This window comes from Bosea sp. BIWAKO-01 (genome assembly GCF_001748145.1).
Taxonomy (GTDB): Bacteria; Pseudomonadota; Alphaproteobacteria; order Rhizobiales; family Beijerinckiaceae; genus Allobosea.
Genome location: NZ_BCQA01000001.1, coordinates 395,254 through 417,989 on the forward strand (window position 1 = coordinate 395,254; position 22,736 = coordinate 417,989).

Annotated in this window: 18 protein-coding genes; 5 read left to right on the top strand and 13 right to left on the bottom strand. The window is 65.4% G+C overall.

Annotated features, from left to right (window positions below; all coding sequences use genetic code 11):
- The first annotated feature begins 288 nt into the window (after positions 1-288).
- The 4 genes from gspG to BIWAKO_RS01860 are packed head-to-tail and all read left to right on the top strand — an operon-like array spanning position 289 to position 3,140.
- Positions 289-948: a type II secretion system major pseudopilin GspG gene (gspG, locus tag BIWAKO_RS01845; RefSeq protein ID WP_371331732.1), complete on the top strand. Its 660-nt coding sequence runs from the start codon at positions 289-291 to the stop codon at positions 946-948.
- Complete coding sequence (locus BIWAKO_RS01850; protein ID WP_069877091.1) at positions 945-2,042, top strand: PilN domain-containing protein; 1,098 nt, start codon at positions 945-947, stop codon at positions 2,040-2,042. Before gspG ends, BIWAKO_RS01850 begins: the two co-directional genes overlap by 4 nt.
- Position 2,043: 1 nt before the next feature.
- Entirely contained in the window at positions 2,044-2,604 is a 561-nt protein-coding gene (gspM, locus tag BIWAKO_RS01855; RefSeq protein WP_069877092.1) for a type II secretion system protein GspM, read from the top strand.
- Positions 2,589-3,140: a hypothetical protein gene (locus BIWAKO_RS01860; RefSeq protein ID WP_069877093.1), complete on the top strand. Its 552-nt coding sequence runs from the start codon at positions 2,589-2,591 to the stop codon at positions 3,138-3,140. Before gspM ends, BIWAKO_RS01860 begins: the two co-directional genes overlap by 16 nt.
- Before the next feature lie 64 nt (positions 3,141-3,204).
- On the opposite strand, the gene BIWAKO_RS01865 is transcribed toward BIWAKO_RS01860, so the two are convergent.
- The 10 genes from BIWAKO_RS01865 to gspD form a co-directional block, all read right to left on the bottom strand.
- Positions 3,205-3,726 (bottom strand): prepilin peptidase, encoded by a 522-nt coding sequence (locus BIWAKO_RS01865; protein ID WP_069877094.1) that lies wholly within the window; start codon positions 3,724-3,726, stop codon positions 3,205-3,207.
- 24 nt (positions 3,727-3,750) lie between these two features.
- Positions 3,751-4,686, bottom strand: coding sequence for a type II secretion system protein GspK (locus BIWAKO_RS01870; protein ID WP_084651110.1), 936 nt, complete (start codon positions 4,684-4,686; stop codon positions 3,751-3,753).
- A gap of 124 nt (positions 4,687-4,810) precedes the next feature.
- Complete coding sequence (locus BIWAKO_RS01875; protein WP_069877096.1) at positions 4,811-5,782, bottom strand: SCO family protein; 972 nt, start codon at positions 5,780-5,782, stop codon at positions 4,811-4,813.
- 68 nt (positions 5,783-5,850) lie between these two features.
- Positions 5,851-8,256 (bottom strand): multicopper oxidase domain-containing protein, encoded by a 2,406-nt coding sequence (locus tag BIWAKO_RS01880; RefSeq protein WP_069877097.1) that lies wholly within the window; start codon positions 8,254-8,256, stop codon positions 5,851-5,853.
- 288 nt (positions 8,257-8,544) lie between these two features.
- The gene (locus BIWAKO_RS01885; RefSeq protein WP_069877098.1) at positions 8,545-9,177 is read right to left on the bottom strand and encodes a hypothetical protein; all 633 of its coding nucleotides are present in this window, start codon (positions 9,175-9,177) and stop codon (positions 8,545-8,547) included.
- Complete coding sequence (locus tag BIWAKO_RS01890) at positions 9,174-9,605, bottom strand: type II secretion system protein (protein ID WP_069877099.1); 432 nt, start codon at positions 9,603-9,605, stop codon at positions 9,174-9,176. Before BIWAKO_RS01890 ends, BIWAKO_RS01885 begins: the two co-directional genes overlap by 4 nt.
- Positions 9,586-10,044, bottom strand: coding sequence for a GspH/FimT family pseudopilin (locus tag BIWAKO_RS01895; protein WP_069877100.1), 459 nt, complete (start codon positions 10,042-10,044; stop codon positions 9,586-9,588). Before BIWAKO_RS01895 ends, BIWAKO_RS01890 begins: the two co-directional genes overlap by 20 nt.
- Positions 10,041-11,261 (bottom strand): type II secretion system F family protein, encoded by a 1,221-nt coding sequence (locus tag BIWAKO_RS01900; protein WP_069877101.1) that lies wholly within the window; start codon positions 11,259-11,261, stop codon positions 10,041-10,043. Before BIWAKO_RS01900 ends, BIWAKO_RS01895 begins: the two co-directional genes overlap by 4 nt.
- A complete protein-coding gene (locus BIWAKO_RS01905) occupies positions 11,258-13,012 on the bottom strand; it encodes a GspE/PulE family protein (RefSeq protein WP_084651111.1) in 1,755 nt (584 codons plus the stop codon). The genes BIWAKO_RS01900 and BIWAKO_RS01905 overlap by 4 nt, the downstream gene beginning before the upstream one ends.
- 51 nt (positions 13,013-13,063) lie before the next feature.
- Positions 13,064-15,340 (bottom strand): type II secretion system secretin GspD, encoded by a 2,277-nt coding sequence (gene gspD, locus BIWAKO_RS01910; protein WP_176733244.1) that lies wholly within the window; start codon positions 15,338-15,340, stop codon positions 13,064-13,066.
- A 692-nt stretch (positions 15,341-16,032) separates the two neighbouring features.
- On the opposite strand from gspD, the gene BIWAKO_RS01915 reads away from it, so the two are divergent.
- Complete coding sequence (locus tag BIWAKO_RS01915) at positions 16,033-16,725, top strand: LuxR C-terminal-related transcriptional regulator (RefSeq protein WP_069877102.1); 693 nt, start codon at positions 16,033-16,035, stop codon at positions 16,723-16,725.
- 58 nt (positions 16,726-16,783) lie between these two features.
- Here BIWAKO_RS01915 and BIWAKO_RS01920 read toward each other — a convergent pair whose 3' ends face one another.
- The 3 genes from BIWAKO_RS01920 to BIWAKO_RS01930 are packed head-to-tail and all read right to left on the bottom strand — an operon-like array spanning position 16,784 to position 22,710.
- On the bottom strand, positions 16,784-18,121 hold the full coding sequence (locus tag BIWAKO_RS01920) for an HlyD family type I secretion periplasmic adaptor subunit (protein WP_069877103.1): 1,338 nt from the start codon (positions 18,119-18,121) through the stop codon (positions 16,784-16,786).
- Between the two features lie 57 nt (positions 18,122-18,178).
- Positions 18,179-20,917: a calcium-binding protein gene (locus BIWAKO_RS01925; RefSeq protein ID WP_069877104.1), complete on the bottom strand. Its 2,739-nt coding sequence runs from the start codon at positions 20,915-20,917 to the stop codon at positions 18,179-18,181.
- The gene (locus BIWAKO_RS01930; RefSeq protein ID WP_069877105.1) at positions 20,914-22,710 is read right to left on the bottom strand and encodes a type I secretion system permease/ATPase; all 1,797 of its coding nucleotides are present in this window, start codon (positions 22,708-22,710) and stop codon (positions 20,914-20,916) included. The genes BIWAKO_RS01925 and BIWAKO_RS01930 overlap by 4 nt, the downstream gene beginning before the upstream one ends.
- Positions 22,711-22,736 lie beyond the last annotated feature (26 nt).

The window sequence follows — 22,736 nt, forward strand, 5'->3', positions numbered from 1 at the left end:
TCCGCCCGGTTGGGCAAGCGTTTCATCCGACGTTTCGAGCGTGAGCCGCAGGCAAGCTCATCAGACCAAGGTCCGTTCCAAACCGCTGGCGAAGAGGGATATAATCGGGAACCACGGAAGGGAGCGCCCGACGTGATACGGCGCCTGTTCCTCACGCATCGAATGGCCTCCGGCGGGGCTGGCTCCTGCGCATCGAGGCGTTTCCCCGAGCCGTGCGCCAGGTTGGTCGTCGTGGCGGCGTTCCCGCCATAGACGCCCTTCGGCCTGGCTTCGACTGCGGGGGATGGCATGACCAAGATGACAGACAGCATGCGTGCCACCATGCTGGCCAGCGCAGCGAAGCTGCGGGCTGGCTGGCGACCGGAAGCGCAATCGTCAAGCACGCCGGCGGCGGTTCCGCTTGCGGGACGCGGCGATCAGCAGGATCCGCATCGTCTCAAGCCCCCGATTTCAGCAGGCCCGCTGCACCAACCGCCCCGCGGGATGGCTGCGGCCCCCCGTCATCAGCACAAGGGACGAAGCCAGGCCGGCTTCACCCTCGTCGAAGTGCTCGTCGTCCTCAGCATCATCGGCCTGGTCGTCGGCCTGATCGGCCCGCGCGTCGTGGGCTATCTCACCGATGCCAAGGTCTCGACCGCGCGCATCCAGGCGACGACGCTCTCGAACGCGGTGGAACTGTTCTTCATCGACAACGGCCGCTACCCGCTGGAACAGGAGGGGCTCCAGGCGCTGGTTGCCGCGCCGTCGAACCTGCGAACCTGGAACGGCCCCTATCTCAAGGGCTCGACCGTCCCGCGCGACCCGTGGGGCAGGCCGTATGGCTATGCCGTGCAGAATGATGGGCGCGGTTTCGCGATCACCATTGCCGGCAATGACCGACCGGGCGGAGGCGAGGGCAACCTGGCGCAAAGGCAGCTTTCCTCGACGAGTGGAAACGTGACCCGATGACCGGCTCCCGTCGCTTGAGTTCCGGGATCGCCTCCATCGCGGAATTCTGGGTCAAGGAACTAAGGGCATCGCTTCCCGATGCGCTCCGCAGGTGGGCCAAGCCTGACCGCTTCCTGCGGCTCGTCGTCCGCCCTGCCGAGGACCATGTCACCATTACGCTCTGCGCCCCCGATGGCCGGGAGTTGTTTGCCGAGCGTGCGAACTGGGCGGAGTACAGCCGCAGCGTGCTCAACCGCTGCAAGGAGCAGGCATCCTCCTTCGCGCCCAGCAGCCGAATCCGGCTCGTGCTCTCGGCTCCGCAGGCCATCGCCCAGTCGCTCGTCATCCCGCGGCGCGCCCAGACACGGGCCGAAGGCATCGTTCGGGAGAACATCGCGCGGAAAACACCGCTGAAGCCCGACGAGGTCTTTGTCGGCTATGATCTGAGGGGGGCAGCCGCCGGCAAGCTCGAACTGCGCTATCTCCTGCTTCCCCGCGCGGTTCTCGATCAGATCCTGGCCCGCCTCGCCGTCGCTCCGTCCGAGATCGCGACACTGGAGGGCCCCGCCTTCGAAGGCCTGCCCCCGGTTTCCGTCCCATTTGCACAGAAGCCACACACACCCTCCCCCTGGTTCAAGCGGATCGCCATCGCGCTCGTTCTGCTCGCAGTGCTGGGCGCTGTGACCGGGTATCTCGCCCTCGCCTGGCGGCAGGCCCAGCTCCTCAAAAGCATGGAGGCGGAGATTGCCGAGATCTCTGGGCCCGCCCAGCAGTCGGCAGAAAGCCTCAGGTCCGTCTTTGGGCTCGCTGATGACGTCTCGCGGCTGACTGCACTGCGCAGCATACCCGGCATCGTTCAGGTCTGGGACGAACTCTCCCGCATCCTTCCGGATTCAACTTTCCTGACGGAGATCGAGATCACCGGCGCCAATCTGCGCGCGACCGGTTATTCCGATGCGGCTCCGGCCCTGATCAAGCTGCTGGAGGAATCGCCGATCCTGCACAATGCGACCCTTTCCGGCCCACTCGTCTTCGACCGCGCCACGGGCAAGGAGAACTTTTCGCTGCGCGCCACCCTTCGCAAGGCCCGGCTCCCGGCCGAAGAGGGCAAATGAGATGTGGCGACATATCAAGAGCTGGACCCGCTTCACCGCCTTCATCGCTGCGAACGGATTGATCCTGGCTGGGATCTACCTGTTCGTCATCGACCCCGCCCTCCAGATCCTGCGGGACCAGGAAACCCAGATCACGCAGAGCGCCGTCATGATCGAGCATCTCGGTTCGGCCGTTGCGCGCAGGCAATCGCTGTCCTCTCTGAAGCCCGATGATGTCGACGGGGCCAGGCGGCGCTTCCTCCAGGGCGATACCGAGAGCCTTTCGACCGCCGACCTGCTGACCCGGCTCCGCGAAATCGCCGACCAGCACGAGGTGAGCTTCAATTCGGTGACGACCTTGCCGCCGCGCAACTGGTCCGGCCATCGCATGATCGGAGCGAGGGTCGAGTTCACCGCTGCCACGCCGCGCGTCGCCGAAGTCCTGTCGAGTCTCGAAGACGGCCCTTCGTTCTTCTTCATCCGGAACGCAAAATTGACAGCGCCGAACGAGGTGCAGGCCAGCGACAACAAACTGGGCGTCACGATCGAGATCTATGGGGTGACGCGATGGTCAAAGGGCTGAGTATCGGCAGGGCCGGCCTCGCCAAGGCCGCAGGATTCGCAGGCCTCGCCGCGATGGCGGCCCTCGCCATGAATTTCGCGTGGCGAAGCCTGGCGGACCCGATCGAGCCCCCGCCCGCTTCCGCGGTGACAAAGGCCGCAGCCATCGCAAGCGATGCGCTCGTGCCGCCGGCGGAGGCGCCGCGCTATCAGCCCGGCATGCTGAATGCGAGGCCACTGTTCTCGCCCAGCAGGCGACCTCCGGCAAGCTTTGTCGCCAGGGCTCCCGCGCCTGAGCCGGTCGCGAGCCCGGCCTTCGAACCACCGCCGAGTTATCTGATCGGTGGGGTCGTCGTCTCCTCCGGCCTGAGCAAGGCGCTGCTGCGCCGGCAACTGCGCGAAGCCGGGCGGTGGTTTGCCTTGGGCGAAGCAACCGACGAGGGGTGGATCGTCGCATCGATCAATCCCGAGATGGTGACACTGGCCCGTGGAGCAAGGCAGGTGACGCTGCCTCTCCATGCCCGCGCGCAGGGCCAGTCGGCCACGGTGACGCGCTGATCCAAACCTTCCGTGGTTGCATCGGCTGTCGCGAAAACCGCAATCCACTTTTCGGGCCGATGCCCTAGCCGCCGTGAAACCGCCATAGCCAGGCATCGATGATCTCGGCCACTGATGCCCCGGTCAGGATTGCGAAGCCGGTGACGGACACGACACCCACCCCCAGGAACGGGCCGAAGGGCAATGGCTGCCGGGCGTCGAAGCTGGCATCGAGGAGGCGGCGCGCCAGCAGGTAAAGCAGAGCCGAAAGCGAAGCCAGGACGAGGGCGAAGGCGAGGCCTTCCATGCCGGTCCAGGTCCCTGCAGCGGCAGCGAACTTGACGTCGCCGAGCCCGAGTCCGTCGTAGCCGCGATAGGCCCGAAAAGCTCGCTGCACGAGCCAGAGACCTCCACCTCCGAGCACAGCCCCGGCGAGCGCCGAGACCGGATCGGTGACGCCGATAAGGACGGATGCCGCGATCCCGGATACGAAGATCGCCAGGTTGACCGGATCGGGAATGATCATCTGCCGGAGATCGATGGCCGCGGCGTAACAGGTCAGTCCGACGAGAACCGCCAGCGCCGCAAGGTGAGAGAGATCCGGCATCGGCCAGCCCTTACGGACGATGTTTCAGCATGGCGGCAACCGCCCGCCAGCGCCATCATCCGAACGCGACGCCCCTTCGCGCCATTCCCGGATGCGATAGCCCGTCGGCAGGTCCTGCGAGATTTCCACGACAGCGTCGCGCGCGAAACGTACGCCGGAGCCGGTGAGTGCCTCGCTCCCGATCAGGAAGGCCCTGCCTGCCGTTTCTGAGATGTAGAGGGCCGGCAGATCCCTTCGCGCGACGTCCCGCGACAGTGCAGCGCCTCCGGGCGCCAGGGCGACGAGCAATGGCAGCGGGGCAACCGTGGGGTCGAACCCCGTGCTCCCGGAATTGACGGTGATCAAAGGCAGGAGTGCCCGGAACAGATCTCGGCTCATACCAGGAATTTGATCGAGCTCGACCACGGATTTCAGCGCCCGCACCGAGGACGACCCTGACGATGCCGCGCTGCCCGCCTGCTCCGTGAGCTCGCGCAACCCCCGGATGTTACGTACGATCAGGGTTGCCGCCTCGCCGTTCGCGCTCACGCCGCGAATGAGTGCATCGACCAGTTCCAGGTTGCCGGTGTTGATATCGACTTTGCCGCCTTCGTCCGCGACGGAGATCGCCAACGTCCAGCCATTCTCCAAACTGCAGCCCACTGGTGTCCCGTCAGCCCCGAAACGGCCGCTGCGAGCCCCCCCCTGAGAGGTCCCGGAGAGAAGATCGAGGATCGCGATCTTGATGCCGATATTCGCCATGGCCTCGGCGCGGGCATGCTGCGACAGGCTCGCCGCCTCGATGGCGCGATAGCGCGCCGCCACGATATAGGTCATGAACAGCAGGCCGAGGATCCCGGTCGCCCAGATCACGACGAGCAGCGCAAAACCGCCATCCCCGCGGCTTTTCGCGCGATCCGCTGCCCTCGGGTTTCCCGCGGGCCGACTATGGGGATAGCGGCCCGGCCACGCTCTCATCATCTGCCGCCCGAATCCAAGGCAAGGACCCGGGAACTGTGGCGCCGCCCTCCGGAAATGTCATTCCCAAAGCGTGCGAGGTGATTGCGGGCCATCGGCAGGGAACCATCGGCACGTCGGATGCATGTCAGTGACGATGCCCCGCATGGGAGTCTTTCTTGTTCGACGCAGAGACATAGGACATGGCGTCGACATAGGCGATCAGATCGGCCGCATCATTCTTCGACAACCCGAGCGTCGGCATGCGGATCTTGTAGGCGCCCGACAGCTCGACGGCGATCGGGTCCTTCTTGGCCCGCATCTGGTCGGGCTCCATGAGATAGTTCACGATCCAGTCGCGGTCCCTCCGCGCGGTAAGCGCCTGGAGATCGGGACCGACGCGCTTGCCGCTGCCGATGGTGTGGCATGCGGCACAGGCCTTGATGAACAGGGCCTGGCCAGGCAATCCCGTCGAGGTCGCCGCAATGGGACGCTCGCCGCGCGCAGCCGCAGCGCCTGCCGCGGCGGCCTCGGCACTGCCCATCTGGTTGCGCCAGTCGGGATCCATGGCCTTGATCGTCATGGCAAGCGTATTGAGATCGCTGAAAGCCGAATCCTTGGCCCACTCGCCGGTCACGTCATTGCCCAGCATGATATCACTGCGATGCTCGAACACCTTTCGGCTGCGCTCGCCGAGCTTGTGCCGGAGCACGGTGATGTCGGCGGGATTGCCGGTCAGGAAGACCCAGCCCGGCCCGGTCTGAAATACTTCGGCATAGTTCTTGAGCTTGTCGGGAGTGTCGACCTCCGGCTCGATGCTGATCGAGACGAAAAAGATGCGGCTGCCCACGAGATCGCCGAGCTTGTCCTTCACCTGCGCCAGGCGCGCCGTCATCACCGGGCAGATGTCCCTGCAGGTCGTGTAGATGAAGCTGACGACGACGATCTTGTCCTTGATCACATCATCGTAGAATTGCAGCGTCTTGCCGTCCTGCGTGATGACCGGGATATTGGGTAGATACCCCGGCCCCCACGGCGAGCCGCCAGGGGCCGCAATGCTGCCGCCGACACTTCCAAACAGTGCAAGAATGGCGCTGATCGCAAAAAGTCGTTTCAGCATGAACGGCCCCTCTATCCTACGAATGCGGTCTCGATTTCGGCCCAGACCCTCGGAGCCGTGACGGCCGCTCAGGTCTTGGTCGCAACCTTCACAACCCTCGGATCACCTTCCGGCAGAATCTCGGGCTGTTTCCAGACCACGCCGTTGGGTGTCGGGATCGGCGTCATCGTCGGCACGTATTGCGGCTGCCCCTTGTAGTTGGGGTCTCCGGGCGGTGGGGTGAGCAGCTGATAGCGCAGCAGCATCGCGAAATCCTCGTGAACCGTGTTGTGGCAATGGTTCACATAGGCGCCACCGAACTCACCGAAGCGCACCTGGAATTTCACCCTTCCGGACGGCCGCAGACGCCAGACATCCTTGCGCACCAGGCGCTCGGTATCGGGAATGGAGAGGTTGCCCCGGTCCATGGTGACGCCCTCCTCGAAGTGGAGATGGATGGGATGGTCCCAGCCGCCCCCGCCATTGACGAGCGTCCAGTGTTCCACCTCGCCCGGCTTCGGGATCAGGACGGAGATGCGGTTGGCGTTGAGCGAGTGCGCCGACTGACCGTTGACCTTGATGCTCCAGGGGAAGGACTTGGTGTCTCCGCAATCGGGTATGCATTGCCCGTCCGCCGTCGCGCGTGAATCGCCATCCCCCGACCTGCCGAACTCGATGACCCGCTCGCGAACCGGCGCGACGATCGGAATCTGGGTGGTCAGCGACTTGACCCCGGTTCGCCACTCGGGATCGGCAAAGTTGGCGCTGCGATCCTTGTCGATCGGATTATTGGCGTTGTAGACCTTGCCGGGATTGTCGACGCTCTGGACTTGGCTGACGATCCTGAATTCGAGGATCGGGCCGACGCAGGGGTCGTTGTCATCCCCCTTGAAGGCCTTTGCCATCGCGACGGCCCCACTGGGCTTGCGTCCATCGGTCTGCTTCAGCAGATTCACGAGATAGACGCTGTCGCCCGGCGCGAAGGCTGAGAAATCGACGACGATGTCGTAGCGCTCGGCAACCCCCTGCTCGTCCAACTCGGTGAGGAGGATCGGGTTGACCACCAGGTTCCCGTCATTGGCGATGAAGTAGAACGGCACCTTCGTGCCTTGCGAGAACCGCGCGCTCTTGTTCACGCCCAGAGCGAGCTTGATGAAGCGCGACATGGAGGCATTCAGGAAGCGGAAACGGTAGCGCCGCGGCAGCACCTCGAAATGCGGATAATAGGTGCCGTTGACGCAGAGCATGTCGCCGAGGAAGCCGTCGGTATCGAAGATATCGAAGCGGCATTGGCCATCGGCGTCGAAGGCCGGGTTCGTGACGACCATGTTGACGTCGAAATCGATATTTCCCCATTTCAGCTGCGAGCCGCTCGGCAGCCGCAGGTTGATGCCGTCGTCGAGATCCTCACGCCCACGGTCGGGCCCGCTATAGAAATTGCAGATCGCCGCCATTCCCTTGTGCACGTTTTCCGCCGTGAAGAAGAAGCGGTGGTCGTGGAACCAGAGACTGCCCTGGATTTCCCGGAAATCTCCGGGAACGGGGACGAGACCATCGCCATCGTCGGGCCCCGAGCATTTGCGCACATAGTCGCGGTCGCCCGTCGGCCAGACGCTCGGCATGTCGCGCCGGGCCATCGTTATCCCCCAGTGATAGTCATAGAAAGTCCCGGGGAAATGGAAGGCGTTGCAGGCGCCGTCGCTCTCGGCGCCGTTATGGGCGTTATGGAAATGGATCGAGATCTCGTTCCGGCCAAATCCGCCATTGGCCGCCCTGTCGACCGGGAGATCATTGTACATCCGGGTCAGGACCGGCTCGCCATAGCGCGCCTTGATCAGGATCGGCATTCCGAGACCGTTACGCGAACCGGCCATGTTGCCGGACTGTCCGGGCTGCCGTGAGCCAAAACTCCACATCGCGTTCGGGTTCTGGTCCGGCATGCCGTCGCAGAACTTGTTGCCCACCCGGGCCTGTCCGATCGACAGCAGATAGCCCTGCTTCGGATAGAGTTCCTCCCACCGCTGATGCGCGAAGAACTCACCGGGCGGGCGCCCTTCCATCGGTCCGACCCCGGTCACCGGGTTGCGATACAAAGCGCCCCGGGAGCTGCTGAAATCAGTGTGATAGGAGAAGGCTCTGGCTGGTGGTTCCTGGCCCCCCGAGGGGAACTGCCAGGCCGCATCGCCATTCGACATGCGCTGAAGCGGGACCGGCTTCTGGACCTCGGGCCGCCGCATGGCGTCGTGAAATTTGGCCGCGCCAAAGGTGGGGCTGCGTGGCGCCCCGGTCGGGACCTGGGCATAGGCGCTCTTGGCGAAGGGGCTGAGCCCATTCTTCGCGATCAGCAGCCCGCCAGCGGTGAAAAAGCCCCACCGCAGCAGGTCGCGTTTGGTGATTTCGCCCAGCGAGAGGGCTTTGACGATCTCGAGCCGGTTCTCGAGGGCTCGCTGAGCTTCTCTCAACCGGATGCCGTTGGTTTCGCGTGGAAGATACACGACCGCCTCCCCCGAGCTGAAAACGTGCCAATCATCGCAAGAATTCTAGTTTTCAGGAGGAAGCAACTGAAGGGGCGAAGGTCGGCCCGCGCATGGAACCAAAGTCCGTGACCTTGGTCGTAATACCCTCTTCTCTCGCGTGAATGCTATCACAGCGAGACGGTTCTACAGAACCGTCCGATTGCCAAATCGCTCACGACGCAGAATAATATAAAAAAACAAAAAAAGCCGCCCACGAATATGGGGCTTACAACAAGTACTTTTGGAAATAATATAAATACAATCACATTACTCCGTAATAATAGGAAAATTTAGCTCAAATTCCTCAAATCTACGCTCTACGATAACCCTGACACGCAGACTGACAAGACGCGGTAGCCGCTCGGAGTTTCTCCATTCATCATGCCAGCGCCCGGGAGCCCCCTCTTCCCGCGCACCAAAATAGCTGAATGTTGCCGAAGCCACGCCCCGTGCAAGGACCTCTCCCGTGTTCTGGGCCGACAACGCGGCGGCACCAATCGACATGAGCGATGAGCCGAAGACCAGGGCGCCGGCGCCCTGGGTACCTGTGTTCTCACTCGCAATCGTGATCGCAAGTATTCCCCCTGGCTGTGCGTCTCCGTTGCTCAAGGTGACGAACGACACCCTGTCGGCGAGACCTTCGAACATCACCAGCGGCCGCTCCGTCGCACGCGGTTGAACGAGTGGCAGCGCGCCGGCCAGCCAGCCGGAGATTGCGGCGGCCCCGACGGCGATCTCGGCGCCGCGGTCGCGCAGCCGCCCGGCCTCGGCGACCTTGCTCGCAAAGCTCAGCGTCAGGGCGAAGAGCCCGAGCGTCAGCGAGAGCAGGATCAGCCCGACCAGCACCTCGAGAAGGATGAAGCCACCGGTCCGGCCTCCGGAAGGTGTGCCTCTCATCATGGCCCGGACCTTGGCGTGATTTCGAGGGACGACAAGGTCACCGAGCGGGTGCCATTGCTGGCGGGGTCGGAGACTGTAACATCGACCCACAGGCTCTCGACCTGCCGGTTCTCGCCCAGCCTGACCGAGCCATAGCTGCGCACGACGGCGCGCCATTCATAGCCATTGTCGAACCTCGCAGCCGTCGTTCCCGGCCTCAAGGGGAAGTCCTGCCCGGCCGACGCCAATTTGCTCTTGGCAAGCAGCGTCGCGAAAGTGAGGAAGCTCGCCTGACGGTCGCCACGCATCGCGACGGCAAACGCCGTCAGGAGCGCGGCCAGGACCACCACCAGGATCGCGAAGGCAACCAGGAACTCGAGCAGCGTATAGCCGGCCTGAGCGCCGCCGCTCAGGCCCCTGCGCCTGGCGCTATTGATCGAGCGTGACATTGCCGGTGGCCCAACTGACCCGCACGCGCGCGGCGACCTGGCTCAGCTGCAAATGGATGTCGCCGCCAGTCGAACGCCCGCTCGGCAGAAAGCGGATGCCGCCGACACTGGCGGAGCGGCGCTCGGCCTCGGCCAGAGCCATGTCGATGCTGGTGCGGGGCGCCATCTGCGTTTCCCCGATCACGGGCGAGGCGTAGATGCGCCGGTCCGCATCGATCAGGAAGAGCATGTCCCGGCTCTGCGCCATGGCGGCAGCGCGTGTGACCCGGAGTGCAGCCGCCAGGCGGGTCGCGTCGGCCGTCACCTGTGCTTGCAACGGCGTGCGCCTGAGCAGCGGCGCCGCCATGGTCAGGGCAAGGCTCAGAATGGCGACGCAGATCAGCACCTCGATGAGCGTGAACCCGGCATTGGCGGGCATGGCGTGTCCTGTGCGGGTCATCGCAGTGCCAATTCATTGATCGAGAGCACTGCTCCCATCACCGAGAAGATGATGACCGCGATCATCCCTGCAACGAAAATCGTGATGACCGGGGTCAGCGCCGCGAGCGCGCGGGAGGTCCGGACTTGCTCCTGGCGTTCGAGGATCACGGCCGCGCGCAGCAACATGTCCTGCAAACGCCCGCTTTCCTCACCGACGGTGATCATCTGCTGAGCCACGGACGGCAATGCCTCGGCTGCCGAGACCGCATCGCCGATGCTGACGCCCGCCCTGACATCCGTGACGGCCCGGTCAAGCCGCTCGCGCGTGTACTGGTTCCTGACCAGGGGACAGGAGGCCTGAAGCGCCTGCAGCGGCGGAACGCCGGCCTTGACCAGAGTTGCGAGGGTGCGCGTAAAACGCCCCGCCTCGCGGAGTTCCGCAATGCGCCCGATGACGGGGAGAGACAGGTAGAGCCTGTCCAGCTTGATCCGAAGCGTGGTATTGCGCCGGGCGGCGATGATGCCCAACCCGCCGATGACCAGCATCGCAGCGGCAAGGCCCAGAATCCACGCCCCGTTCTGCCGAACCGCTTCCATCGCCGCCAGGACCGTCGGCAGCTGCATGCCGTTCTCCAGGAAGAGCGGCGTCACCGCCGGGACCAGCAGTCCCAGAACGATCGAGATCGACACCGCAGCAAGGCAGACAAGGAGGGCCGGATAGGCCATCGCCGAGCGAATCCGGCTCCTGATCTCGACACGCCGGTCGAGCAATTCGGCCAGGTCCTGCATGGCGCCGCCGAGGTCGGCACCGACATCGCCCGCCTGAACGATGCGGATGTATTCGGGCCGGAAACGGCCTGGCATTCCCTCCATGATCTCGGCCAGCGTCGAGCCCTGCTGAATCCCTTCCATCAATTGAAGCGCGAGGGCCCGCATCCGCGGCTCTTCCGTTGTCGTCGAGGCGATCCGCAAGACGGTGTCGAGCGGCAGGCCAGCCTGCAGGAGCACGGCGAGGTCGCGGGCAAGGCGCGCGAGCTGCACATCGCTGATCCGCCGCGAGCCGCGCTCCAGGCTGATCTCGCGGAACAGGAAATCGCCTCCCCCCGAGGCCCGGACCTCGTAGGGGGTGACACCGCGAGCGCGAATGATGTCGCGCGCCTCGTCGGTCGACGCGGCTTCGACATCATCTTCGATGAGGTTTCCCGCCCCGTCGAAGGCCTCGAAGTGGAACCTCATGGCTGCTCCACCGTCAGCGCGGTCGTCACGCGCAGCACTTCCTCGACCGTCGTCAGCCCCCTCCAGGCCTTGGCGACGCCGTCTTCATACATGGATCCCCCGCCAGCCCTGCGCGCCATGCGCTCGATCTCGATTGCGGGCAGGCGCTGCAGGATCGCCCGCTGCACGCTATCGTCGACAACGAGGAGCTCGGCGATCGACAACTGGCCGCGGAATCCGCTGAAGCCGCATTTCTCACAGCCATTCGGCCGCAGCAGTTTCGGCGGGCCGAGATCGGGAAGTGTCGGCACCGTTTCAGTCAGTTGCTCCGCGATTTCGTGCGCGACCTCGTGCGGCTCCGCGCAGGAGGTGCACAAGCGCCGTACCAGCCGCTGGGCCATGATCCCGCGCAAGGTCGAGCCGAGCAGGAAATGCTCGATCCCCATGTCGATCAGGCGCGTCACCGTCTCGGCGGCGCTGTTCGTATGCAAGGTCGAGAAGACGAGATGGCCGGTCAGCGACGCCTGCACCGCGATCCGAGCGGTCTCCGTGTCACGGATCTCGCCGATCATGATCATATTGGGGTGATGCCGCAGGATGGCTCGCAGGCAGGCCGGGAAATCGAGGTTGATGGTCTGCTGGACCTGCACCTGGCTGATGCCCGCGAGCTGATACTCGATCGGGTCCTCGACGGTGAAGATCTTCACCGTCGGGCGATTGACGTGCTTCAGCATGGTGTAGAGCGTCGTCGTCTTGCCGCTGCCGGTCGGGCCCGTGAGGAGGATGATGCCGTTCGGCTGCTCCATGACCTTGTGCAGCACCGCAATCTGTGCCGGCTCGAAGCCTAGGCTCGAGAAGTCGAGCTTTACCCGGCTGCGGTCGAGCACGCGCATCGTGACCGTCTCACCGTCGATGGTGGGGATGGTGGCAACGCGGAAATCGATATCATTGCCGCGGATAGCAAGCTTGATGCGCCCGTCCTGCGGCAGGCGGCGCTCGGCGATATCGAGCTTCGCCAGGATCTTGATGCGCGAGATGACAGCGGCCCGCAGCCTAGCAGGCACCTCCTCGGTGACGCGCAGCATGCCGTCGATCCGGTACCGGACGGAGAGCCCGTTCCCGATCGGCTCGACATAGATATCCGAGGCGCGGGCATCGACGGCGGCGGAAATGATCTGGTTGACGAGGCGGATCACCGGCGCCTCGCTGGCGCTGTCGCGCAGCCGCTGCAGATCGTGCTCGCTGGGATCCTCGCCCGGCTGCACCGGCGTCGCCAATGCCTCGGCAGAACTCATCTCGCCATAAAGCACCGCGGCCAGGCGCTCGAACTCGGCAAGCGTGATGACCTCATGACGGATCGCATGGTCGACGACGAAGCGCACCGAATCCAGCGGCATCTGGTCAAGCGGGTCGACGACGGCGAGCGTCAGTGTGCCCGCCTCCAGCCGGATCGGCAGAATCCGGTTCTGGATCACGAAGGACGGCGGCAGCTTGTCGGTAAGAAGTGGCTGCAGGCCCTCTTCGCCAGGCGCGTAGACCGGGAGCCCGAGATAGCGTGCGAGGCTGAGCGCGAGATCCGCTTCGGACATGATGCCGAGCTTGGCGAGAACGAGGTCGAAGCGATCTCCGGCGGTCACGGCGGCGCGTTGCGCGCGGCCTATCGATGTCGCATCCAGAAGGCCCTGCGACAGCAGGAAGGCTCCGAATTTCTCCGAAAACGATCGGCTATGCGGATCGTTTTCTGCCAGTGCGGTTCGAGCGTGCTCGGTCATGCTCCCTCCATGGGAAGCCCAGTGCCGGAGATCGCCCTGCTGATCTCCGTATCATCGTAGCACGCGCTTGGCGTTCTGGATCACGACGCGGCCGGGATCGCGCGTCGGAGAGAATGCCTCGACCTTGCGCCGGTATTCGTCGGTGACCGCCTTCGCCTCGTTCAGGTCCCGCACGACACGCGGCGTCAGCATGATGACGAGTTCGGTCTTCTCGACCAGATCCTGCTTGTCCTTGAACGCATTGCCGAGCAGCGGGATGTCGCCGAGAACCGGAACCTGCGTCGCAACCCGCGAAGTCCTGTCCTGGATCAGGCCGCCCAGCGTGATGCCCTCGCCGTCATTGACGACAACGGTGGTGCGCACCCGCCGGCGCGCGAATGTGGGCGAGTCGATGCCGGAGGTGGTGGTTCTCTGCACGGCCGAGACCTCCTGCTCGATATCGAGCAGGACGCGGCCGGACTCGTTGATCCGGGGGGTGATGTTGAGGATCACGCCCGTGTCCTTGTAGGCGACCGAGTTCACGACCGGGGCCCCGGGCGTCAGCACGCTCACCGCCGACTGCGTCGTGATCGGCACCTGATCGCCGATCTGCAGCGTCGCGGTCTTCTTGTCGAGGACCATCAGGCTTGGCGAAGCGAGCACGTTGACCCGGCTGACCGCGGCGAGCGCATTGATCGTAACGTTGGCCTGGGCTGCCCTGAAAACATAGGAGAAGCCCGGGAACACGGAGCTGATGGCCCCGTCGATCGCGCTGGAGAAGGTTCCGGTCTGATTGCCGCGCTGGTTCTGCAGGAACCAGCGGACGCCGAACTTGAGGTCGTCGTTCAGCGTCACCTCGGCGATGGTCGCCTCGATCAGGACCTGATTGGGAAGGATATCGAGATTGGCGATGACCCGGGCCACCCGCTTGTAGTCTTCCTGGGAGGCGAGGATCAGAAGCGCATTCTGCGCCGGGTCGGCCACGACCTTGATCCGCGGCTCGCCGCCCGGTCCACCCGCTCCGAACCCCGTCGCGGCCGTTTCGGCCGCAGCGCCATTCTCCTGCCCTCCCGTGGCCAGGGTCGCGCCGCCAATGGGCAGGCCTGAGAACATGTCGAAGCTGCGGCGCGGCGCGCCCCCCCCGAAGGCGCCTGAGAATCGGTCACCACCCGAACCACCACCGCCCGAGAAGCCTGTGGCCTGGGCCAGTTGGCCCGGCACGCCCGCTGCATCCGGCTCGGAGCTACGCACCCTCTGCCCGCCGCGCCGGCCTGCATCGCCCCCCGCGGTCACCTCGCCGGCGAAGATCGAGTTCAGGACCTCCACGAGTTCCTTGGCCTGCCGGTTGCGGAGCACGTAGCTGTGGATTTCCCGCTGCGGCCCGGCCGCCTGATCGTCGAGGCGGCGAACCCATTGCTGGGCCTCGCGCAAATATTGCGGCTGCCTCGCCATGATCAGGATGGATTTGAGCTTTGCATTCGGCACCAGTTGGACCATGCCGCTCATCGCGCCTTCGGCATTCGACGAGAAGATGCGGTTGACCCCATCGACGATGGCATCCGGTTCGCCGCCTCGTACAGGGACGAGCGCGAACGACATACCCTTCATCGCGTTGACGTCGAAGACCGAAATGGCCTCCTCGATCGAGCTCATTTCCTGGGCCGTGCCCGAGATCAGCAGCGCATTGCGGGATGTGTCGACCCGCACCACCCCGCCGAACGACACGATCGGCTCGAGGATGCGCTTCATTTCCGTCGCCGCGATGTACCTCATCGGCACCACCTTGACCGAGTTCCCGATCTGCTGGCCACCGCTATCCGAACCGCCGAGCCTGGCTCCCATCGCCGCCTGATCGGCCGTCACCACCCGATAAATGTTGCCGTTCTGAACAATCGCGGCGCCGACGGTCCGCAGGGACGCCTCGAAGAGTTCAGCGATGCCGGCACTGTCGACCGGCCTCGTCGTCTGAATCGTGATCCGGCCCTCGATCTTCGGATCGACGGTGAAGCTCGTCTTGAAGATATCACCCAATACGGCCTTCGAGCCTTCGGTCACCGAGGCATCGACGAGATTGAGTGTGTAGGTCTGCCCCCCGGACGCCCGCTGAAGAGCGCTCGGCATCCGGGACCGGTCGGGATTACCGGTGAACTCTCCCCCCGAAAAAACCGTGCCAGCTTGCGCCGGCCCCGCGCCACTTGGGTCCGGCAGGCTCGCATAGGGGCCGAAGGGGCGCCTCTTGCCGTCATCGTCGACCGAACGTGTCGAGTGAGTGGCGTTGACCTGCTTCTCGAAGGAGACGATTCCGGATTCCTGGCAGGCGCTCAACAGCAGCGCCCCAAGCAGAGCCAACGCAATGCATCCGCGGCGTTTAGAGAGGGGCGGCTTCTTGCCATCTACGGATGTACGAGCCATGTCCCGCCAACTACTGATAATGAGGTAGGCAACGCTTTGCAGGTACGCCCCGCGAGTTTGGCGAACGATTCGTTCGATTCCAATTAAATTCGATCGGGCGTGATCTTATTCCTTGGATAATCAGCGTCTGCGCAACAGTGCCCCCGAGCCGTATTCATGGGCTCTTCGACCGGTTTCCCTGCAGGCAAAGCACGCCAAGCGCCCGAAGACAAATATGAGACAGTAACCGGGAATCCGCAGCAGAAGAGATGACCGGTCGAAACTCGGCTCGCCGACGCAGGCAATTCCGACGGCTGGACTGGCCTGCAGCGGCGGCGGCTGACTTGCATCGTCCTTTCAAGGCTGAAACGTCGCTTCGTGGGGCCGCTGCCACGTGGTACTCTGCAGGCTGGTCATGTAGATGGGCGCGTGCAGGGCCAGATTGCGGAGCAAACTCCTTTAGCGGCCTCCCTTCGCCGCCAATCTTCCCAATAACAAGACGGTGTGAAATTCAGCTCCACGCTTCGATCATTCGAACGATCATGTGCAGAGACACCTATTCATCTCCCCCTAAAATCCAGATAAAATTTTCAGAACTCAAATATTCATGGATAGAAAATTGATTTCTCCGCAGCCTCAGGGGAACATCAATGGCCGAATACAGAATATCCATCATCGACAACCACCCTCTTCTTCTGGAGGGCATGGCTGCGCTCGTCCGGCGCAAACCCGGCCTGACATTGAGCGCGATGGGCTCCACTGTCGGGCACATCCGCTCCATCGCCGCCGATCACCGCCCCGATGCGATGATCCTCGACTTCAATATGCCCGGGGACGCCTTCTGTGCGATTCTGGATGTTCTGTCGGGCTGGCCAGCAACGAAGGTCCTCATCTTCACCGCCTCGACCGATACCGATCTCGCCATCGCGCTTCTTGATGCGGGTGTCAGCGGCTTCGTGCTGAAATCAAGCTCGACGGATGAACTCTGTACGGCGATCGATGCGATACGCCGCAACGAGGTATTCATTTCGCCCTCATTCGCAACGCGGATCATCGGCGCCCTGAAACACAAGCCCTTCAACACGCGACCGGCGCTCATGCCGCACTTCAGTGTCCGGGAACATCAGATCGTCAGGCTGCTTTCCAGCGGCAAGCGAAACCGGGAGATCGCAAGTGCCCTGTCGCTGAGCGAAAGGACCGTGAAGGGCTACATGACGCTGCTGATGCAAAAGCTCCACGCCCGCAATCGCCTGGAGGCCGTCATTGCCGTGCAAGGTCTCAGCCAGGCAGCTGCGCTGCGTGGCGATACCGAGAGTGACAGCCCGTCTGGGCCGTTCGGTTAGAAACAGACCACGCCCGTCTGAAGCGATGCCACGGCCTTCCCCTCGTGTCGGCCGTGTTTCAGCGTTCCTTGAAGATCCTGTTGGCGTGGTCCGTGAAGGGTTTCGTCAGGAACGAGAGCGCAGTGCGTTCCTCGGTGGTGATGAAGACCTCGACCGGCATTCCGGGCTGGAGCTTGCGGTCGCCGAGGGCGGCGGCGAGATCGCCGTCGATCTGGATTTCACCGGTGTAGAAATTGGCGCCGGTGGTGGGGTCGCGGGTGGTCGCCGGGGAGAGATGGCTGACGCTGCCCGGCAGCTCCGGGGTCGCGTTCTTGGCGAAGGCCGAGAAGCGCAGGCGGGCGGGCTGGCCGAGCCTGACCTGGTCGATATCGGTCGGCGCGATCCTGACCTCGACGGTGAGCCTGGCCTCGCCGGGCACGATGGTGGCGAGGCGCGCGGCCGGGGTGATGACGCCGCCGACGGTGAAGACGGTCAACTCGTTGACGAGGCCGGCGATCGGGGCGCGGATCTCGGAGCGCGAGAGGCGGTCCTCGCTGGCCAGGCGCCGGTCGCTGAGCTCGGAGACCTTGGCCTCGACCTGGCGCAGCTCGCGCTGGGCCTCGGTGCGGGCGGTCTCGTCGACGGCGATGATCTGGATGCGGGCCTCGCTGATGCGCAGCCGGGCGCGGGCGATCGAGGCCTCGATCTCGCCGCGCTCGCCGAGCAGGCGGGCCCATTCGCGGTTGATGTTGTAGACCTTGGTGCCGTCGATGAAGCCCTTCTGGAACAGGCCGAGATATTTGTTGCGCTCGAGCTCGACCAGGCGCAGCTCCTCGACCTTGGCGACCTGGCGGGCCTCGAGGCCTTTCACCTCCTCGCCGGACTGGACGATGCTGATCTCGAGCTGTTCCTTGCGGCTTTCGCGGTTGGTGCGGTTGCCGTCGAACAGCCGGGTCTCGCCCTGCATGATCTGGGCGGCTTCGTCGGAGAATTTGGCGAGCTCGGCCGGAAAGGTGATCGCGGAGAGAGTGTCGCGCTCGGCGATCAGGCGGGCTTTGCGGCCGAGATTCTCGCCGAGCTGCGAGCGGATGATCGAGAGCTCGGCCCTGGTCTGGACATCGTCGAGCCGGAACAGGGTCTGGCCGGCCTCGACCCGGTCGCCCTGACGCACCGCGATCGCCTGGACGATGCCGCCGTCGCGGTGCTGCACCTCCTTGAGGTTCTGGTCGACCTTGATCGAGCCCTGGGCGATCACGGCGCCGTTGAGGTTGGCGCTCGCGGCCCAGCCGCCGCAGCCGACGACCAGCAGCAGGGCGAGCGCCGTGCCGGCCAGCATATGCCGGCCGAGGCCGAAGTTCGGCTCGCGCTCCTCCCTGGTCTCACTCCCGGCCTGCGATGCGATAGTGCGCCTGGTCATGATCGTCTCTCCCGTCGGCCGGCCCGGGATGCGAGGCCGAGCGGCCCCGCACCGAGGTCAGTAATAGCAAAGCCTGTGACTGCCCTGGATCTCGATCGAGTAGTCCTTCTCGTCGTTCTGCTCGAGATAGACATCGACATAGGTGTAGTCGTTGTCACCGATCTTCTCGATGCGGAAGCGGAAGGGCTGGCCGGCAGTGCCGGCCTCGTCACCATAGGCGCTGGCGAACGGATCGGTCTCGTCCCCGGCGGCACCATTGGCGGGTTCGTCATCCGTGCGGATCTGGTACTGGCTGACGATGATGCGGTCGCCGGCCTCGAGATCGAGGATCTGGTGGATCAGGTCGCGGTCATTCGCGTCATAGGCCACATCGAACGAGAAGGTATCGTCGCCCGCCCCACCCGACAGTGTCACCGCGTCAGCGCCGATGGTGAAGTGGTCGTCGCCGCTGCCGCCGATCACCGCCTCGATATTGGAGAAGCTGTCCTCGCCGATCTCGACGCCGACCGCCTTGCCCTCGACCAGGTTGATGTCGATGCACTGCGTCGCCTGGGAATAGTCCAGCGTGTCGCAGCCGATGCCGCCATCATAGCAATCGGCCGCAGCATCGAGCGTGCCGATGATCACGTCATTGCCGGCGCCGGCCTTGACGATATCCTCGCCGGTTCCGCCGTCGAGCGTATCGGCCCCTGCGTCGCCGGCGAGCAGGTCATTGCCGGCCCCGCCCATGACCACGTCGTCGCCGTCGTCGCCCTCGAGCCGGTCGTCGCCCGCTCCGCCATCGAGGACATCATCCCCCTCGTCGCCCTCGAGCCGGTCGTCGCCAGCCTCGCCGAAGAGCCGGTCGTTGCCGGCATTGCCCTCGACCCGGTCGTCGCCGGCGCCGGCGAAGACGATGTCGTCGTCGCCGTCGCCCTCGATCCGGTCGCGCCCGTCGCCGCCAAAAACGATGTCGTCACCGATCCCGCCCTGGATCTGGTCGTCGCCGCTGCCACCAGTGAGATGATCGTTGCCGGAACCGCCGTCGAGCACATCGTCGCCGTCATCGCCGGAGAGCGTATCGTTGCCGGCTTCGCCGAAGAGCCGGTCATTGCCGGCGCCGCCGGCCGCAACGTCATCGCCGCCGCCGAGCTGGGCGGTGTCCTGGCCGGCGCCGAACTGGACGATATCGACATGAGCGCCACCGGTGACGACATTGTTGCCGTTGCCGGTGCGGACGCTGTTGTTGCCGTCACCGGTGAAGACGGTGTTGTCGCCTTCCCCGCAGTAGATCCGGTCGTCGCCGTCGCCACCATCGAGGATGTCGTCGCCGTCCTCGCCATAGACCTGGTCATTGCCGGCGCCGCCCATGACGTGATCGTTGCCGGCATCGCCATGAACCTCGTCACTCCCGGCGCCACCATCCACCGTGTCGTCGCCCTCGTCGCCATGGATGACGTCGTCGCCGGCATCCCCGGCGATCTGGTCGTCGCCCTCGCCGCCCTGGATCACGTCATTGCCGTCGCCGCCCGAGAGCTGGTCGTTGCCCTTGCCGCCGACGATGGTGTCGTTGCCGGCCTCGCCGTAGATGATGTCGTCACCATCCTCGCCGAAGAGCCTGTCGTCGCCATCGCCGCCATAGATCGTGTCGTTGCCGTCGCCGCCATAGACGATGTCGTTGCCGCGGCCGGCATAGATCAGGTCATGACCGGCACCGCCGCGGATGAAGTCGTTGCCGGCGCCGCCATGCAGGATGTCGGAGCCGCCGCGGCCATCGATCACGTCGTTGCCGTCGCGCCCGTCGATCAGGTCGGCGCATTCGGTCCCGGTCAGGCTGTCATCGCCGGAGGTGCCGTTGATCTCGATGAACTCGACGACGCTGAAGAGCGCGGTCTGGGCGACCGCGACGGTCGCGTCGCTGACCTCGTAGCTCAGCGTCACCGGGCCAAAATAGCCGGGCGTCGGGGTGAACTCCCAGCCGCCCTCGACCGCAGTCAGCGTGCCGCTGGAAGTGGTGAGATTGCGGATTGCCAGCGCATCGCCATCGGGGTCACGTGCTCCCGCGAGCAGGCCGATCGTGGTGATCAGCAGCGTCTCGCAGCGTCCGATGCTGCGCAGGCTGACGACGCCGGCCAGCTGCGGGGCCCGGTTGCTGCGCGGGCCCCCAGGACCGCCAGAGTTCTCACCGCCGGGGTTCTCGCCGCCGGGACCGGGATGGCTGCCCGGGCCGGGATGGTGGCCGCCCGAGCCGGCGCCGCCAGAGCCGATCCCCTCGAAATCGTGGCCACTGGCGCCGGCACTGCCGGAGAGGCCGCCGCCATGGCTCAGCGTCAGGTTGTCGTTGCTGGCCGGATCGCTGCCGAAGACATCCTCGAGCTTGGCCGGCGAGAACCGGCGCAGCGGCAGCTGCTCATAGTCGATCGGCGGGGAATCGATGCCGAGGAAGGCGGCAAGCCCGGCCGTGCCCACAGCCTGGCCGCCGGAGCCGAGCGCCTGGTCGTCCTCGGCCTCCTTCCTGATCGCCCCGGTCTCGTCCTCGGCCTCCTTGTCCGCCTCCTCGGCCTCGGCCTGCGCCTGCCGCGAGGGGCCTCCCCCAGCCGCATCCTCGCCCGGGGTCTCAGTGGGCGGACCGAGATCGGACTTGGCGTGGCTGGGGAAGAGGCTCTTGACGTAGATCGCGACCGCCGTCAGCGCGAGCACCATCAGCGCCGGCCAGCGCGACGACGGCGCCGCGTCCTCGTCGGTGATCTTGCGGTAGCTCTGCTCCGCGGTGGGCGCGCCTGGCGCCTGAGACTTGAGGGTCTTGATCTCGATCATGCCGACACCCGTTCATGCGGAGGCTTGAAGGGAGCTGCGATGGGACTGGCCGGCGGCATCCGCAGCGGTGCTGCCGGCGTGCTGGCCGGGGCAACCTGCGTCGTCGCCGGGGTCAGGATCTCGTTCCGCGGCCCGAAGGCGGCGAGCTTGCCGTTCTGGATGACGCCGACGAAGTCGACGGCGGCGAGCGCGCTCGGCCGGTGCGCCACGATGATCGCGATGCCGCCGCGCTCCTTGACCGTCTCGATCGCCACCTTGAGCGCGCTCTCGCCCTCGCCGTCGAGATTCGAGTTCGGCTCGTCCATGACGACCAGGAAGGGGTTGCCGTAGAGCGCCCGCGCCAGGCCGATGCGCTGGCGCTGGCCGGCCGAGAGCGCCGCCCCCTGCGGCCCGAGCTGGGTCTGGTAGCCATCGGCCAGCCGCACGATCATCTCGTGGATGCCCGCCGCCTTCGCCGCCGCCACCACCCCGGCCGCGTCGCTCTCGGCCGAGAGCCGCGAGATGTTCTCCTCGACGCTGGCATCGAGCAGGCTGACCTCCTGCGGGAGATAGCCGATGAAGCGGCCGAGCGCCGCCTCCGGCCATTGCGCCAGCTCGGCCCCGTCGAGCCGGACCGAGCCGCGCAGGCACGGCCAGATCCCGGTCAGGGCCCGCACCAGCGTCGTCTTACCGCCGCCGCTCGGCCCGATCAGGCCGAGCGCCGTGCCCGCCTTCAGGTCGAAGCCGACCTCGCTGAGCAGGACCTGGCCCGAGACCGGGGCGGCGACCGTGATCTTGTCGACCTTGAGCGCGCCCACCGGCGCCGGCAGCTGCATCGGCACCACCGCCTGGCTCAGCGCCACCACCGTCTCGCGCAGGCGCTGGAAGGCGGCGCGGGCCGCGACGAAGGACTTCCAGTTGGCGATCGCGAGATCGACCGGCGCCAGCGCCCGCGACGAGGCGACCGAGGAGGCGATGATCGCCCCGGCCGAGAGCTCGCCCTTGATCGTCAGATAGGCGCCCATCCCGAGGATCGCCGATTGCAGGATCATGCGCAGCACGCGCGAGACCGCGCCCAGGCTGCCGCCGAGGTCATTGGCCCGGGTCTGCAGCGCCAGATGCTCGCGGTTGGCCAGGTTGAAGCGCTCGACCGCCCGGTCGGCAAAGCCCATCGCCTTCAGCACCTCGGCATTGCGGGCATTGGAATCGGCGATCGCGCCGCGGGTGATCGCCGCCTGGCGCGTCGTGCCGTTGAGCCGGCGGGTCAGGATCTCGCTGGCCACCGTCAGCAGGGTCAGCACCACCGCGCCCGCCAGCGTCAGCGCGCCGAGCCAGGGGTGCAGGAAATAGGCGAAGGCGAGATAGAGCGGGATCCAGGGCAGGTCGAACAGCGCGCCCGGCCCCTGGCTGCCGAGGAAGCCGCGCACCGTGTCGACATCGCGCCCGCGCTCCAGCGCCTCGGTGCTGGAGAAGCCGAAGCGCGGCATGTCGATCGCCACCCGGTGCGCCAGCGGCGCGATATCCTTGTCGAGCCTGGCCCCGACCCGCACCAGCACCTGCGAGCGGATCACGTCGAAGGCGCCCTGGAACAGGTAGAGCCCGATCGCCAGGGCCGAGAGCGCCGCCAGCGTCTGGACGCTGCCCGAGGTCAGCGCCCGGTCATAGACCTGCAGCATGTAGAATGAGCCGGTCAGCGCCAGCACATTGATCAGCCCCGAGATCGCGAACAGGAAGAGGAAGGCCGAACGGAAGCCCAGCGTCAGCCTGGCGGCATCGCGGCGGCGGGCGGAGGTCTGTGCCTTGGAAGGTGCCATGATCGCAAACCGTCAAATGAACAGTT